This window comes from Novosphingobium ovatum, assembly GCF_009909235.1.
Lineage (GTDB): Bacteria > Pseudomonadota > Alphaproteobacteria > Sphingomonadales > Sphingomonadaceae > Novosphingobium > Novosphingobium ovatum.
Genome location: NZ_JAAAPO010000005.1, coordinates 339317 through 355126, shown reverse-complemented (window position 1 = coordinate 355126; position 15810 = coordinate 339317). Strand labels below are relative to the sequence as shown.

13 protein-coding genes are annotated in these 15810 nt (G+C 63.4%); 11 read left to right on the top strand and 2 right to left on the bottom strand.

The features are described 5' to 3' along the window. Positions 1-29: 29 nt before the first annotated feature. Both GTZ99_RS14010 and ctrA read left to right on the top strand, forming a co-directional pair. The gene (locus tag GTZ99_RS14010) at positions 30-1547 is read left to right on the top strand and encodes an ABC transporter substrate-binding protein (RefSeq protein ID WP_161719895.1); all 1518 of its coding nucleotides are present in this window, start codon (positions 30-32) and stop codon (positions 1545-1547) included. Between the two features lie 211 nt (positions 1548-1758). Then, complete coding sequence (ctrA, locus tag GTZ99_RS14005) at positions 1759-2454, top strand: response regulator transcription factor CtrA (protein WP_161719893.1); 696 nt, start codon at positions 1759-1761, stop codon at positions 2452-2454. 200 nt (positions 2455-2654) lie between these two features. On the opposite strand, the gene phbB is transcribed toward ctrA, so the two are convergent. Together phbB and GTZ99_RS13995 are read right to left on the bottom strand one after the other, a co-directional pair. After that, positions 2655-3377 (bottom strand): acetoacetyl-CoA reductase, encoded by a 723-nt coding sequence (phbB, locus tag GTZ99_RS14000; RefSeq protein WP_161719891.1) that lies wholly within the window; start codon positions 3375-3377, stop codon positions 2655-2657. Between the two features lie 247 nt (positions 3378-3624). Further along, entirely contained in the window at positions 3625-4353 is a 729-nt protein-coding gene (locus GTZ99_RS13995) for a hypothetical protein (RefSeq protein ID WP_161719889.1), read from the bottom strand. A 371-nt stretch (positions 4354-4724) separates the two neighbouring features. Between GTZ99_RS13995 and GTZ99_RS13990 the strand changes: the two genes are divergently transcribed. The 9 genes from GTZ99_RS13990 to GTZ99_RS13955 all read left to right on the top strand — a co-directional run bounded on the left by GTZ99_RS13990 (position 4725) and on the right by GTZ99_RS13955 (position 15810). Next, a complete protein-coding gene (locus GTZ99_RS13990) occupies positions 4725-5261 on the top strand; it encodes a DUF3576 domain-containing protein (RefSeq protein WP_227711357.1) in 537 nt (178 codons plus the stop codon). A 183-nt stretch (positions 5262-5444) separates the two neighbouring features. Continuing rightward, positions 5445-7961, top strand: a complete 2517-nt coding sequence (gene leuS, locus GTZ99_RS13985) for a leucine--tRNA ligase (RefSeq protein WP_161719887.1) — start codon at positions 5445-5447, stop codon at positions 7959-7961. Beyond that, positions 7958-8458, top strand: a complete 501-nt coding sequence (lptE, locus tag GTZ99_RS13980; protein ID WP_161719885.1) for an LPS assembly lipoprotein LptE — start codon at positions 7958-7960, stop codon at positions 8456-8458. The genes leuS and lptE overlap by 4 nt, the downstream gene beginning before the upstream one ends. Beyond that, positions 8455-9486, top strand: coding sequence for a DNA polymerase III subunit delta (gene holA, locus GTZ99_RS13975; protein ID WP_161719883.1), 1032 nt, complete (start codon positions 8455-8457; stop codon positions 9484-9486). The genes lptE and holA overlap by 4 nt, the downstream gene beginning before the upstream one ends. A 424-nt stretch (positions 9487-9910) precedes the next feature. Further along, positions 9911-11203, top strand: coding sequence for an exopolysaccharide biosynthesis polyprenyl glycosylphosphotransferase (locus GTZ99_RS13970; RefSeq protein ID WP_201742533.1), 1293 nt, complete (start codon positions 9911-9913; stop codon positions 11201-11203). 38 nt (positions 11204-11241) lie between these two features. Next, the gene (locus tag GTZ99_RS16890) at positions 11242-11415 is read left to right on the top strand and encodes a hypothetical protein (RefSeq protein WP_227711356.1); all 174 of its coding nucleotides are present in this window, start codon (positions 11242-11244) and stop codon (positions 11413-11415) included. Between the two features lie 94 nt (positions 11416-11509). After that, complete coding sequence (locus tag GTZ99_RS17060; RefSeq protein WP_161719879.1) at positions 11510-12880, top strand: O-antigen ligase family protein; 1371 nt, start codon at positions 11510-11512, stop codon at positions 12878-12880. Continuing rightward, positions 12877-13572 (top strand): polysaccharide biosynthesis/export family protein, encoded by a 696-nt coding sequence (locus tag GTZ99_RS13960; RefSeq protein ID WP_161719877.1) that lies wholly within the window; start codon positions 12877-12879, stop codon positions 13570-13572. Before GTZ99_RS17060 ends, GTZ99_RS13960 begins: the two co-directional genes overlap by 4 nt. Before the next feature lie 51 nt (positions 13573-13623). After that, positions 13624-15810 (top strand): GumC family protein, encoded by a 2187-nt coding sequence (locus GTZ99_RS13955; RefSeq protein ID WP_161719875.1) that lies wholly within the window; start codon positions 13624-13626, stop codon positions 15808-15810.

The following is a 15810-nucleotide window of genomic DNA, read 5'->3' as shown; positions in this document are numbered from 1 at the left end:
GCAGCGCGCGCGCCCTAATCCTTGGTGCGATGCAGGTGACGGCTTTCTGGAAATGCGGTGATCGCCCGATGGTGCGGTGGCGCGGCTTGGGCCTGGCGCTGGCTGGCGGGCTGGTGCTGACCGCTTGTGGCCGGGCCGATCAACAGGCCTTGCCGGTGGTGGTGATCGGAGCGCCAGGTGATCTGGCCTCTGGCGGCGCGCAGCCCGCCGATGCCGCCCGCCTGATGCGCGGTGCAACCAGCGAAGGGCTGGTGACGCTGGACGCCGATGGCAATGTGGTGCCCGGTATCGCCGACCGCTGGATCGTCACGGACGACGGGCTCAGCTATATCTTTCGCATTCGTGGCGGGGCATGGGCGGATGGTGGCCGCATGACCGGCGAGACGGCGCGCGCCGCGCTGATGCGGGCGATCGGCGGGGTGGCGGGGACGCCGCTGGCGCTGGATCTGGCCCCGGTGGCAGAGGTGCGGGCGATGGCTGGCCGCGTGCTGGAACTGCGTCTGTCGCATCCCATGCCTGACCTGTTGCAATTGCTGGCCCAGCCGGAGCTGGGCTTGCAGATGCGCGGCCGTCAAACCGGCAGCATGACCGCCAAGGCGGAGGGCGAGGCCATGCGATTGACTGCTGTGGCTCCTGAACGGCGCGGTCTGCCCAGTGTCGAGGGGTGGAGTGATTTGGTCCGCCCGCTGATCCTGCGCAGCCTGCCTGCCGAACGCGCATTGGCCGATTATGCGGCGGGGCGGGCGGCGGTGCTGCTGGGCGGGACGTTTGCCGATCTGCCCCGGCTGCGGCGCGGGGTGATCGGCGCCAATCTGCCGGGCCGCGCCACGCCGCGCATTGATCCGGTGGTGGGGCTGTTCGGGCTGGCGGTGGAGAATGAGCAGGGCTTGTTGGCCATCCGCCAGAACCGCGAGGCGCTGGCCATGGCCATCGACCGCGAGGCTTTGGCGCAGCGGCTGGGAATGCCGGGATGGGTGGTGACCAGCCGGATCGTCACGCCGGGGCTGGATGGCGATCCGGGCGCGGTGGGCGAACGCTGGGCCGATTATGATCTGGCCGGACGGCGCACCATGGCCGCCCAGCGCATCGCGACATGGGCCAAGGTGTCGGGCAAACCAGCGGTGCTGCGTATTGCTTTGCCACAGGGGCCGGGGGCCGATCTGCTGGCCGAGCGGTTGGCGGTGGATCTGGCCGCGATTGGCGTGACGCTGCAACGGGTGGCGATCAATGCCACGGCGGACTTGCGGCTGGTTGACCGGGTGGCGCGCTATCGTTCGCCGGTGTGGTACATGAACCAGCTGCATTGCCGCGTGCGCCGCCCCTGTTCTGCCGAGGCCGACGCGCTGTTGGCCAAGGCGCTGGAGGCTGATCCGGCCACCGGCCCCAGCATCATGGCGCAGGCCGAACGTGCCGCTGCCGAGGCGAATCTCTACATCCCCCTGGGTCAACCGATTCGCTGGTCGCTGGCCCCCAACGCCACGCCGGGCTATGCCATCAACGGTTGGGCGTTGCATCCGCTGGCCCCGATGGCCGTGGTGCGCCGTTAAGCCGTACCCCGCGCCCCGCCGCGAGTCGCAAGGCCAGTCCGACCTGTGGCAAACGCCTAAGCAAGCCGCCGTAGAGCTGGGGCAAAGCGGGGAAAAACGGCCAATTTACGCAAAATTAACCTTTTACGTTCATTGCTCCTATGGTTAATAGTGCCGACATACCTATGAACAGGTGGTGTCGGCGTTCACCGGGGCAAAGGGGGTTTTACCCATGCGCGTATTGTTGATCGAGGACGAGCCAACCACGGCACGAGCCATCGAACTGATGCTCACGACGGAAGGCTTCAACGTCTACTCGACGGATCTGGGCGAAGAGGGCTTGGATCTGGGTAAGCTGTACGATTACGATATCATCCTCCTGGACCTGAACCTGCCGGACATGCACGGCTATGACGTGCTGAAAAAGCTGCGCGTCGCCAAGGTGCAGACCCCGGTGCTGATTCTCTCGGGCATCTCGGAGATGGACAGCAAGGTGCGCTCGTTCGGCTTTGGTGCCGACGATTACGTGACCAAGCCGTTCCACCGCGAGGAGCTGATCGCCCGCATCCACGCCGTTGTGCGCCGGAGCAAGGGGCATTCGCAGTCGGTCATCCGCACCGGCAAGCTGTCGGTCAATCTGGACGCCAAGACCGTCGAGGTCGATGGCGCCCGCGTGCATTTGACTGGCAAGGAATATGCCATGCTCGAGCTGCTGTCGCTGCGCAAGGGCACGACGCTGACCAAGGAAATGTTCCTCAACCACCTGTATGGCGGCATGGACGAGCCTGAGCTGAAGATCATCGACGTCTTCATCTGCAAGCTGCGCAAGAAGCTGGCCCATGCCTGTGGTGGCGAAAACTACATCGAAACCGTCTGGGGCCGTGGCTATGTGCTGCGCGATCCGGGCGAGGATGCGGTGGCCGCCTGATCGCCTGATCCACGCGTTTCGTCTTCGATCCGCCCCCAAAGCTTTGAAGGCAACACAAATGGCCTGCCGCCCCGGTGGGCCATTTGCTTATGCGCGGGGGGCGTTGGGCGCAGGGCAGCGTCTGGGGCGCGGATAAGCCAAGGGCCGCGCAAGGTGTCCCCTCGCGCGGCCCCGGCCGATCCTGACGCTGTGGCGCCCGATCAATACATGTGCTGACCACCGTTGATCGACATGGTCGAGCCGGTGACAAAACCGGCTTCCTCGCTGCACAGGAACGCCACGCCGCGCGCGATCTCCTCGGCATGGCCCAGACGGCCCACCGGGATCTTGGCGACAATCTTTTCCAGCACGGGCGCGGGCACGGCCGCCACCATTTCGGTGTCGATATAGCCCGGCGCGATGGCGTTGACGGTCACGCCGAATTTGGCGCCTTCCTGGGCCAGCGCCTTGGTAAAGCCGTGGATGCCCGATTTGGCCGCGGCATAGTTCACCTGACCATACTGGCCCGCCTGACCGTTGATCGAGCCAATGTTGACGATGCGGCCCCAGCCACGTTCGCGCATGCCGGGAAAGGTTGCCTTGGCCATGTTGAAACAGCCGCCCAGGTTGATGCGCATCACCTCGTTCCAGTCGTCGAACGACATTTTGTGCAAGACGCCATCGCGGGTGATGCCGGCGTTGTTCACCACCACGTCGATGGGCCCCAGATCGGCGGCAACGGCGGCACAACCGGCCTGCGTCGCCTCAAAATCGCCGACGTCCCAGCGGTAGGCGGGAATGCCCGTCCGTTCGGTAAAGGCTGTCGCCTTCTCGACATTGCCAGCATAGTTGGCGGCAACGGTATAGCCCAGATCCTTGAGTGCGAGGCTGATGGCTTCGCCGATGCCTCGGGTGCCTCCGGTTACGATCGCGACGCGTGCCACATGTCCTCCATAATTACGTAGTGCTGCCAATACCAATTAGCTAGGATATGTCCGCAGAGTGAGCAAGGCGGCCGCACCTAATAAAAGGCGCGATTTGGAAATAAACCGTCGTGCTATGCGTGGATTGGCAGGTGAATACTGCATTTGCGAAACGCAACTGCGCAAATATACCGCATTGCAACGATATTTTAGCGCGAAAATGGACGCACTTTATTGCAGTGCAGCGCAATCCGATCTGGCCAACGCCTCAGAACCGGAACTGCGTGCCGACAAACACCGATTGATCGTTCGCCTTGCCGTCATAGGTCGGCTTCAGCCGGTCGCGGTCCTGTTGATAGCGCAGCCCTGCGGTCACGTCGAAATTGCGCGTGACGCGATAGCTGCCGCCCAGATCGACGGTCTGTTCGCCCACGCCCTCCAGCGTGCGTGGGGCGCGGCCGGGGCGTTCGCGTTCATCAACCAGCAGGCGCGGCGACAGGCGTGATTCGGCCGGGCCGCCATGATCATTGGCGGCAAAGGCCGAAAGGTCTGGTCCGTCGATCCGGCGCGGATCGGGCGGCAGGCGATAGGTGCTGGTGCCCGGCGGCGTGGGCAGCGAAAATCCACCCAGCCCGCGCGCCAGGCTGACGTTGATGGTGGGCGCCAGATGGCTGGCTGCGGCCTTGGCGTTGCTGGCCTGGGGCGGGATGCCGCGCACAATGATCGTCCGCGCGGCGGCCTCGTTCACGCGGATGGCCACGGTGACCGAACGGTCGATCCGCGTCGCCAGACCGGCCGGGGTAAAGGGAAACAATCCGCGCCCCGGCGTGCCGCTGGCGGGCGACAGGCTGTGTGCCAGGCGGCTGGTCATGGCGGCGGGGGAAACGCCGGCGATCTCGTTGCGGCTGGCCAGATCCTTGCCGGGCATGTCGAAACGGGTGGAAAAGGCCAGTACCGCGCTGGGCAGGGCCAGTGCCGCCACCGCGCAGACCATCACCAGCGCAGGGCCGGTTGTCCCCCTGTGCGAGGGTCGCGCGCGCGCTGTCAGCGCGTCAAGTGCAAGGCGGTGCCTAAGCATGATTCGCAACATACACCTGCCCGCCCCCCCCGTCCAGCAAGCGCCGCCGGTGTTCAGCCAGCGTTCACCTGCGGAACGGCCAATGCCAAGCCGGGCGGCGGTCAAACGGACAGGGTGACGCGCATGTCCGGCGCTATCGATGGATGGCGGCGGGTTTGGCGCACTTGTCCCCCTTGTCGCGCTGGACGGGGCGGCTATAGAGGCTCGACGTGCTTTCGCGGCGGTTCGCCGGTTCGGGCAGGTGTCGAGGCGGTTTTCCATCCGGCCCGGTGCCGGGCAAAGGGTTGTGTATGACGGGATTTGCAAAGACGATGACGGCCAATGACGCTTCGAGCCACGCGGGCCGTGGCAAGGGTTCGCTGATGCTGCGCGCGGGCGTGGTGGCGGTGCTGGCGTTGGCCATGGGCGGTTGCGCGGGCGGCGTGCATCTGAAAAACCCGATCAAGATCAAGCATCACCGCGTGACGCGCAGCACCATGCAGCTGCCCCCGTCGGACATCACCACGATTGGCGTGAACGCTTATCTGTGGCGCGCCAGTCTGGACGCGCTCTCGTTCATGCCGCTGGTGCAGGCTGATCAGGCGGGCGGCGTGATCGCCACCGACTGGTACGCCAACCCCCAGAACCCGGCCGAGCGGATGAAGGTGACGGTGGCGATTCTGGACAAGGATCTGCGTTCGGACGCGCTGCGCGTGACGGCCGCGCGTCAGGTCTCGCAGGGCGGCGGCTGGGTCGATGCCCCGGTTGAGGCCGCCACGGTGCAGCGTCTGGAGGATGTCATCCTGACCAAGGCGCGCACGCTGCGTCAGGCGACGCTGATCAAGTAATCCGGCCAAAGGTGCGCGCCCCTGTTGTGGGTGCTGTGCCGGGCCTTGGCGGTGGGCTTTCGGGCTGGCCGCGTGTACTTCGGCCCCGGGCGCCATGCGTCCGGGGCCATGCCACAAAAGCCGCCGCCGCCGTGGCGCGGCCAGACGCACAGATGGGGGCCATCGCCCCGCAGGGATATGACCATGAGTGAACGTTTCGAGCCCACCACCGCCGACCAGAAGTGGCAGGCCGTCTGGGACGCGCAGCAGAGCTTCCGCGCCGATGACACCAGCGCCAAGCCCCGCTCCTATGTGCTGGAAATGTTTCCCTATCCCTCGGGCCGGATCCATATCGGCCACGTGCGCAATTACACCATGGGCGACGTGCTGGCCCGGTATAAGCGGATGCAGGGCTTTGAAGTGCTGCACCCGATGGGTTGGGACGCGTTTGGCATGCCCGCCGAAAACGCCGCCATGGAAAAGGGTGTTCACCCCGGCGGCTGGACCCGCGACAATATCGCCAACATGAAGGCGCAGTTGAAGCGGTTGGGCTTTGCACTGGACTGGAGCCGCGAGGTCGCCACCTGCGAGCCGGAATATTACGGGCAGGAGCAGTCGCTGTTTCTGGACCTGTATGCCGCCGGGCTGGTGTACCGCAAGGAATCGACCGTCAATTGGGACCCGATCGACAACACCGTTCTGGCCAACGAGCAGGTGATCGACGGGCGCGGCTGGCGATCGGGCGCGCTGGTGGAAAAGCGCAAGCTGAACCAGTGGTTCCTGAAAATCACCGACTTTGCCGACGAGCTGCTGGAGGGCCTTGGCTCGCTGGACAGCTGGCCGGAAAAGGTCCGCGTGATGCAGGAGAACTGGATCGGCAAATCGCAGGGCTTGCAGTTCACCTTCAACGGCGATGCGCAGGTGGAGGTCTATTCCACCCGTCCCGACACGCTGTTCGGCGCCAGCTTTGTCGCCATTGCCGCCGATCACCCGATTGCGCAGAAACTGGCGGCGGACAATGCCGAGGTGGCCGACTTCATCGCGCTGTGCAAGCAGGGCGGCACCACCGCGGCCGAGCTGGAGACGGCGGAGAAGCTGGGCTTTGACACCGGGCTGCGGGTGGCGCATCCGCTGGACGCAACGTGGCAATTGCCGGTCTATATCGCCAATTTCGTGCTGATGGACTATGGCACGGGGGCGGTGTTTGGCTGTCCCGCCCATGATCAGCGCGACATTGACTTTGCCCGCAAATATGGCCTGCCCGTCACCCGCGTGGTGGCCGATGGCGACAATACCGCCGCCGTGTTCGAGGGGAACGAGGCCTATACCGGCGCGGGCACTCTGGTGAATTCGCAATTCCTGAACGGCATGGAGGTTGAGGCCGCCAAGGCCGCCGTCATCGCCAAGGCTGAGGCCGAGGGCTGGGGCGAGGGCAAGACGGTGTGGCGTCTGCGCGACTGGGGCGTCTCGCGCCAGCGCTATTGGGGCACGCCAATCCCCTTCATCCATTGCGAGGTCTGCGGCGTGGTGCCGGTGCCCAAGAAGCACCTGCCCGTGACCCTGCCCGAGGATGTGACCTTTGACGTGCCCGGCAACCCGCTGGACCGTCACCCCACGTGGAAGCATGTGGATTGCCCGCAATGTGGCCATGCTGCCCGGCGCGAGACGGACACGCTGGATACGTTCGTGGACAGCTCGTGGTATTTCCTGCGCTTTGCCAGCCAGCCCGATGACGCGCCGTTTGACCCGGCCGAAATCGCCCGCTGGCTGCCGGTGGGGCAATATATCGGTGGGATTGAACATGCGATTCTGCACTTGCTCTATGCCCGTTTCTGGACGCGCGCGCTGGCCCGCATTGGCAAGATCGATGTGAAGGAGCCATTCGCCAGCCTGTTCACACAGGGCATGGTGACGCATGAGACCTATAGCCGGATCGACCCGTCGAACGGCCAGCCGATCTGGTTCAGCCCCGGCGAGGTGGAGCGCAGCGGTGAGGGCGCGAGTCTGAAGGCCGATGGCGGCGCGGTGGAGATCGGCCGCGTCATCAAGATGTCGAAGTCGAAGAAGAACGTTGTCGACCCCGACGAGATCGTCAAGAAATACGGCGCGGACGCGATCCGCTGGTTCATGCTGTCCGACTCTCCGCCCGAGCGCGACCTGCCGTGGAGCGAGGCGGGGATCGAGGGTTGCGCGCGTTTTGTGCAGCGTTTGTGGCGCCTGTTCGCGCAATATGACGCCGCAGCATCGGGCGAGGACAAGGCGGTGGATCGCAAGACTCACCAGACCGTCCACGCCATTGCCGCCGACATCGAGGCGCTGAGCTTCAACAAGGCGGTGGCACGCATTTACGAACTGACGGGCGTTGTCGAAAAGGCCGCGCCCAGCGCCAGCCGCAGCGCCGCCATCCGCGCCGTGCTGTTGCTGATCGCGCCGATGATGCCGCATCTGGCCGAGGAGGCGTGGGCCTCGATCGCCGATGGTCTGATCGCGGACGCCGCCTGGCCCGCTGTCGATCCCGCCCTGTTGGTCGAGGACGAGGTGACCGTGGCCATTCAGGTCAAGGGCAAGCTGCGCGACACGCTGACCGTGGCCAAGGGCACCGCGAAAGAAGAGCTTGAACGATTGGCGCTGGCCAGCGAAAAGGTGCAGCGCGCGCTGGAAGGCGCGCAGGTCAAGAAGGTGATCGTTGTGCCCGACCGTCTGGTAAACCTCGTCGCATGAAGCGTCTGGCGCTGTTGCTGGCCCTGACGGTGCCGCTGGCCGGATGCGGGCTGCAACCGCTCTATTCGGGCGGCACCCGCGCGGCTGTTGCCGAAGGGTTGGGCGCGGTGGATGTGCCCGCCATTCCGGGGCAGGCGGGTTGGCTGATGCGCAACGCGCTGATCGACCGTTTACCACAGGGCTCGACCGGCGCCGCGCCGCGCTATCGGCTGGACGTCAAGGTGGACGACCGGTTGGAGGGCTTGGGCCTGTTGTCGAACGACACCGTGGGCCGTGAACGCCGCACGGTGCGGGCGCGCTATCAACTGGTGGATCTGACCACGGGCCAGGTGGTGCTGGACGCAACGGCGGGATCGGACGCCGGTCTGGACGTGGTGTCGTCGGAATATGGCACCGTGGCGGCCGAGCAGACCGCGCTGGAAAACCTGATTCGCGTGGTGGCTGACCGCATTGTTACCAATCTGGCGCTGCATCTGCGGCGCCAAGCGCGCCCGTGAAGGCGACTCAAAAGGATTTTGCCAGTGTCGCGCCCCGCGCCGCAAAACAGGCGCGGGTGTTTTTCCTGTGTGGTCCGGATGATGCCGGGGTGCAGGATGCGGCCCACCGCATTGCGGGTCTGATCGACAATCCCGGTGAACGGGTGGACATGACCGGCGCGGAATTGCGCAAGGATCCGGTGCGGCTGGATGATGAGGCGCGCTCGGTCTCTTTGTTTGGCGATACGCGGCATATCTGGATCCGTTGCAGCGGGGACGAGGCGCATGACGCCATCGCCAATCTGATCGCCGGCGATGTGGCGCCGTGTCCGGTGATCGTACAGGCGGTGAATGCCACGGACAAATCCCGCACGGCCAAGCTGCTGGAAAAGCGGGACGATGCGCTGGTGGCGATGTTTTATCCACCCGACCTGCGCGCGGTAACCGGATCGGTTCGCCGGATGGCCGATGCGGCGGGCCTGCGCATGAATGAGCAATTGGCCGAGCAGATCGCCATTGCCGTTGGTCAGGACACGCGGTTGGCGCAATCGGAACTCACCAAGCTGGCACTTTACCTGGACGCCTTGCCGGAACGGCCGCGCAATGCGGATGCCGATGCCTATGCCGCGATCGGGGCGGGCACGCAGGATGACGGGTTTGCCCCGGTAGTGAATGCGATTCTGTCGGGAGATCGGCTGAAAATCGGCGCCGAAATGCGCCGGATGCGTGAAATGGATATGAACGCTGTGGGCCTGTTGCTGGCGTTTGAACGGCGCGCGGCGCAATTGGCGCAACTGGCGGCCAAGCTGGGGCCACGGGGCAGCGTGGCCGGTTTGATTGAGTCCGAAACATCGGCCCGCCGCATTTTTTGGCGGGACGCGCCCGAATTGACGCGCCAATTGCAAGTGTGGCGCGGCCGCTCCGTTGAGCGTCTGGCGGCGCGATTGATGCAATTGCATCGCCGGATGATGGCGGACAGCCAGTCCTCGACGCTGCAGATGGCGCAGGAATTGGTGGAAATCGCCAGAGTGGCCGCCGCCTCGCACTAGGGGGCAAGGCATAGGGCCGGTCCCGGCGCGGATGGCATGCGCCTTTCACGAAATACGTGTTTTGTCTGTTGGTTGCCGCGGCGCACGCCGGGCGGCCCAGCGGGCTGACGCCTCGCGTCGGCAGCACACCAAATCGGTGACATGGTGGCCTGAATTGAGACAATGCGAGCCTTTTGAACGGTGGAGGTTGTTGCGCTGCAGCACGTTGTACTGTAGTAGTACCTACCAGAATTTCCGTATTACGCATGCTGCCGTTAACGGATGGCAGGCATGTCAGGGGGTTAGTATGAACGCACCGGCTGGTCGCATAACCAAATCGCCCCAGTTCCGTGCTCGTGCACGGGCACGGGCACGGGCCAAAGCGATCTGGATGCCGTTGATGCCCTCGCTTCAGCGGCACCGGGTTCAATGCTATTTGGCCTTGATGCTGGCCGATATTACGGCGCTGTTCTGTGGTTTTGGCCTGGTGGGTTATGTGCAGGGCGGGCTGGCTGGCGGTCAAAACGCGCTGTTGTTCGCCCAGTTGCTGTTGCCAGTCTATCTGACCGTGGCCTTGTATGATGACGTCTATTCGCTGGATTCGCTGCGCCGGGCGAATCGCGGTGCGGTGCGGGCGGTGCTGTCCCTGACCATTGCTGTGGCGGTGGTTTTCTTCATCATTTTCTATGCCGCGATTGAACAGAAGTTCTCGCGCTATATCGTCACGGCCGGCGGCGCGACGACAGTTGCCTTGCTGGTGGCGCTGCGTCTCACGGTGTTGCAGGCGCTGGTGTCATGGCGTTGCGGTGCCTCGGTGGTCAACGAACTGGTGATCGATGATGGCGGGCCGGCGTTGTCGTTGCCGGGCAGCTACCATGTGTCGGCCAGTGCCTTTGGTCTGGTGCCCAGCCTGACCGACCCCAATGCGATGGACCGGATCGGCATGGTGTTGCGCAATGCGGACCGCGTGATCGTCAGTTCGCCGCCGGAACGGCGTGCCGATTGGGCGATGGTGCTGCGCGGCGCCAATGTCGCGGGCGAAGTGATCGATGATGCCGTATCGGCGATGATGGCCACCGGCGCGCGTATTGCTGAAGGGCACGGCTTGCTGCTGGTGTCGGAAGGTCCGCTGGGCATGCGGGCGCGGCTGGTAAAGCGTTTGCTGGACATCACGGTGGCCGGTCTGGCGCTGATTGCCCTTGCGCCGCTGTTGTTGGTCGTGGCCGCCATGATCAAGCTGGAAGACGGTGGCCCTGTTTTCTTCCGTCAGCGGCGAGTTGGCCGCAGCAACCGCTATTTTGCCATGTATAAATTCCGCAGCATGCGGGAAAACAAGGCTGGGCGGAATGGCTCGGTGCTGACCGCCAAGAATGACAGCCGCATCACGCGCATTGGCAAGTTCATTCGTGCGACCTCGATCGACGAATTGCCGCAACTGTTGAATGTCCTGAGCGGCGACATGAGCATCGTTGGCCCGCGTCCGCATGCGACGGGCGCCCTGGCCGGGGACAAGCTGTATTGGGAAGTCGACGCGCGCTATTGGCAGCGTCATGCGCTGCGTCCGGGCCTGACCGGCTTGGCGCAGGTGCGTGGCTATCGTGGCACAACCGACCACGAAGAGGATCTGGCGCTGCGTCTGCAGGCGGATCTGGAATATCTGTCGGGTTGGTCGCTGTGGCGCGATATCTGGATCATGTTGGCGACGGTGAAGGTGCTGGTGCACAGCAACGCCTATTGATCGGACGGGCGTTGCGCGCGGGCGTTGTTCGGACACGCGTGCTGCTGACGGCGATGGTGAAGGGCTGGACCATACGATTTTGCCATGATATCGGCAAAATCGTAGGGAAATTGCAGCCAGAATGGCGTAGAATAATCTTTCCGTTGGCACTGGTGTTGTTGGCATTGGTGGCGACGCAAGGTTGGCATTTCGGTAATTTGGCTGCTTTATGAGCCGTTTGTGAATTGAATCGTGTGGTCGCGTCGCGGCAATGGTTGCCGTTATCCCGATCCACATAGGTTCATAGGACATGGATCTGGGGGTAAAGTGGTCGCTCAGCGATATCTGGTAGCCGCTTATGCCCTGTGGATCGTTGTGCTGGGCGGCGGCGGTCTGGCTTACCCGGGGCGGGAAATGATCGCCGAGTTTGGCGCGGCCATTCTCTTCGCGGTCTGGTGGTTCGAAGGTCCGCGTGGCCGTTTCGATCCCAAAGTGCGCCGCAATCTGATGATCCTTGTTGCGCTGGTACTGGTTTTGCCGATTGTACAGCTGGTGCCTTTGCCGCCAGCTGTGTGGCATGCTTTGCCGGGCCGCGAGATCGAGCGGGCAACCTTGGCCCTGATCGGGCGGGAAAACAGCTGGCGCCCGATGAGCATGACGCCTGACCGTTCGCTGGCGTTGCTGTTGAGCATGTTGCCGCCGCTGGCGATGTTGCTGATGGTCAGCAGCATGAGCGTCAAGGATCGCATGTGGCCTGCATTGGCTTTTGCTGTGGCATCGCTGGGAAGCATGCTGTTGGGCCTGTTGGCAACGGTGGGCAAGGTGCCATTGCCGCACGTCGTCTATACCTCGCCCAATCTGGAACTGCTGGGTTTTGTGATCAGCAAGAACGTGCATGCCGATATGCTGCTGATCGGCATGCTGGCGGCGGTTTATGCGTTCAACGCGTCACACAATCGGAATGCGCGCGCGCGCTCGGCCTCCTATCAATTGTTGGTGTCGGGATTGATTTGTGCCGCGTTTTCGGTCGGCGTGGTGCTGACCAAATCGCGCATGGGCATCATGCTGTTGCCGTTGGCGCTGGTCGGCGCGGCGGCGATGCTGGGATCTGGCAACCGCATTTGGACCAAATCACTGTGGTTCGGGGCCGCGGGGCTGGCGCTGGTGGCTGGAACCATGGCGCTGGTGGCATCGAACAATGTGCTGGTTGTCACCTTGCTTGAACGTTTCCACTTCAAGGATGAGATGCGCGCCACGATCTGGGCCGATTCCTATGAAGTGATGAAGGTTTATTGGCCCTATGGGGCGGGAATGGGTTCGTTTATGTCGGTGTTCCCCATGGGCGAACGCCTGGAGGCGATTCAGCCCTTGTGGATCCCGCGCGCCCATAATGACTATCTGGAACTGGCGATCGAGGCGGGCATCCCGGGGTTGGTGTGTTTGGCCGCGATTTTGGTCATGGTCGGGGGTTTTGCCGTCGCCGCGCTACGCCGCCGGGGCCAAGATCGCGACCAGCGCCGTGCGGCATATTTCGCTTTGACGGCTTTTGCCATTCTGGCACTGCATTCGCTGGTTGATTATCCGTTTCGTTATATCGCAACGGCAACCATGGCGGCGTTTGCTGTTGCAATGCTTATGCCCGAGTTCAAGCCTGATGAAGGTGCGGGCGCGGACACAATTAGGAACCCAACGCGATGATTACCCATGCTGCAAGGATTGCCATTGTGGTGTCGGCGCTGTGCCTCGCCGGGTGCGCTGGCCAGCGTTCCAGCGATTTGCCGATGGGCGATGCCGCCTACAAGAGCATTTCGCTGTCGGAGCATAACCAGAGCGGCGATGACGTCATCCGCGAGAACGACCGGCTGAGCATTCGCGTGCTGGGCGAGGCCGAACTGACATCGGACGCCTACCGAGTGGACGGGAACGGCACGATTCAGGTGCCGATGGCGGGCGACCTGAAGGTGGCTGGCCTCAACCCCATGCAGGTGCGCGACTTGCTGTATCGGGCGCTGTCGTCGCGCTATATCCGCGACCCCAAGATCGCGGTCAACATCGTAGAGCGGGCCAAATCGGTCGTGGCGGTCGAAGGCGCGGTACGTGAACCGGGCGTCTATGAAGTTTTGCCGGGCTCGACGCTGCTCTCGGCGCTGGCATTGGCGCGCAGCCCCACCAATGTGGCGCGGCTGGATTCGGTGATGGTGTTCCGTTTTATCGACGGACAGCGCATGGGCGCCCGTTTCAATCTGGTCGACATTCGCAATGGCCGCGCCGCCGACCCGGAAATTCTGCCCGGCGATACCATTGTGGTGGTGCATTCCAATTCGAAGAGCGCGTGGCGTGAAATGCTGCAGGCTGCCCCGCTGTTCAATATTTTCTATGTGTTCCGTTGATCGGCTCGGAAAGGTACGACATTGCGCGACAGAATCGAACCTGGCACATCTGTGCGGGCGCCTTATGCTGGCGGGCTGGCGGACATGGACCTTAATCCGGCTGTCCTGAGCCAGTCCTCGCTGGACTTCCGGTATATTGCCAGTGCCATTCGCTCCAACCGCCGACTGATCGTTGCCGTATTGTTGGGCGCTATTGCCATTGGCCTGATCACCACTTTCATTCAGACGCCGCGCTATGCTGCGACGGCGACGCTGCAGATCAACAATCAAAGCGGTCGCGTCCTCAAGACCGACGATGAGCGTGATCAGGAATTCGGCGGTGGCGCGGAAACCGAGCGCTTTTTGAAGACGCAGGTCGATGTGCTGAAAAGCCGCAGCCTTGCGCTGCGCGTGGTGCAAAAGCTGAATCTGGCCGGCAATCCCAAGTTCTATCTGGCCGAGGAGGTGTCGCAGCCGCCGGTGGGGATGACGCTGGAGAAGATCAAGCTGCGTGCGGCCAACCAGTTGATGAAGCATCTGGATATCGTGCTGCCGCGCGACTCCCGCGTGGTCAAGGTGACCTATGAGAGCGCCGACAAGGCATTGGCGACCGCGATCGCCAATGCCTATGCGACCGAGTTCATCGAGTACAACCTGCAGCGCAAGGTCGACAGTTCAGCCTATGCGCGCGAATTCCTGTCCAAGCAGCTGGAAATCTCGCGTCAGCGCCTGGAGCAGTCCGAGCGCGCGCTGAACGAGTACGCGCGCCAAAACGGGCTGATCATCACCCGGCCGGCAGTGTCTGATAACGCCAAGAACAGCAGCGGCGCGGGCACTTCGGTGACCACGTCCAGCCTGATCCAGCAGAACACCGCGATGAATGAGGCAACCGCCAAGCGCGTCGCCGTCGAATCGCGCTGGGGCGCGTTGCAGGGGCCCAACCTGATGAGCGCGCCAGAGGTTCTGACCAACGCGTCGATCACTGGTCTGATGACGCAAAAGGCCGAAGTCGAGGCGGCGCTGGGTGTTGAACGCGCGCACCATCTTGAAGACTATCCCACGGTTGTGGCCAAGCGCGCGCAGCTCAATTCGCTGAACGCGCAGATCCAGCGCGTCGCGCGGGCGATCCGTGATTCGGTCCATGGCGAATATATGGCGGCCAAGCAGGCCGAGGCTGAGTTGCAGCAGCAGGTTCGCACACTGAAGGCTGAAACGCTGAACGAACAGGAACTGGCGGTTCAGTACGGTCTGTTGACCCACGAATCCGATACCAACCGGCAGGTGTATGACGGCCTTCTGGAGCGGTTCAAGGAGTTGAACGCGGTCGCCGGGGCGAACCTGTCGAACGTGTCGCTGGTCGACCCCGCGATTGAACCGAACAAGCCGTCCTCGCCCAATGTTCTGTTGAACATTGTTGCCTCGATCCTGGGTGGTATTCTGGTCACGGCCATTGCGGTGTACCTGAAGGACCAGTTCGACGACTCTATCCGCGTTCCCGACGATCTGGAAACCAAGCTGGGCGTCAGCATGCTGGGCGTCATCCCGCATGCCCAGTCGAACAACCCGCTGGCGCTGCTGGACAATCCCAAGTCTGCGCTGTCCGAAGCGTTCAACTCGTTGCGTGGCGCGTTGATGTTCGTGTCGGACAAGGGCTTGCCGCAGGTCATGATGCTGACCAGCGCGCAGCCAGCGGAAGGCAAGAGTACCAGTTCGACCTCGCTGGCGACGATTCTGGCGAAGGCCGGGCACAAGGTGCTGTTGATCGACGCCGACTTGCGTCGTCCCACGCTGCACCGCGTGACCGATTATGACAACGACCGTGGTCTCTCGACCTATCTGGCCAATAACGGCGGTCTGGCGGATACCGTGCGCCCCGCCACTCAGGCCAACCTGTTTGTCATGACGTCCGGCCCGGTGCCGCAGAGCCCGACCGAACTGCTTTCCTCGGTGCGTATGCGGCAGTTGCTGGACGAGGCGCGGCGCGAATTCAATGTGGTGATCATTGACTCGCCGCCGGTGCTGGGTCTGGCCGACGCACCTTTGCTCGCGACGCAGGTGGATGGTGTCATCATGATCGTCGAGGCCGACCGCAGCCGTCGTGGCGCGCTCAAGACCGCGATGCGGCGTTTGCTGGCGGTGCGCCCGACCGTGCTGGGCGGCGTGTTGACCAAGTTTGACGCCAAGCGCGTCGGTGGTGAATATTATCACTACTACTCCTACAATTACTACCAGTACGGTGATTATTCGGGAGGCGAGTGA

Bases quoted from the DNA above. Each gene is read 5' to 3' on its own strand.
- lptE (WP_161719885.1), top strand. From the start codon at position 7,958: ATGAAGCGTCTGGCGCTGTTGCTGGCCCTGACGGTGCCGCTGGCCGGA.
- GTZ99_RS13960 (WP_161719877.1), top strand. From the start codon at position 12,877: ATGATTACCCATGCTGCAAGGATTGCCATTGTGGTGTCGGCGCTGTGC.
- ctrA (WP_161719893.1), top strand. From the start codon at position 1,759: ATGCGCGTATTGTTGATCGAGGACGAGCCAACCACGGCACGAGCCATC.
- GTZ99_RS14010 (WP_161719895.1), top strand. From the start codon at position 30: ATGCAGGTGACGGCTTTCTGGAAATGCGGTGATCGCCCGATGGTGCGG.
- GTZ99_RS13990 (WP_227711357.1), top strand. From the start codon at position 4,725: ATGACGGGATTTGCAAAGACGATGACGGCCAATGACGCTTCGAGCCAC.
- leuS (WP_161719887.1), top strand. From the start codon at position 5,445: ATGAGTGAACGTTTCGAGCCCACCACCGCCGACCAGAAGTGGCAGGCC.
- GTZ99_RS13970 (WP_201742533.1), top strand. From the start codon at position 9,911: ATGCTGGCCGATATTACGGCGCTGTTCTGTGGTTTTGGCCTGGTGGGT.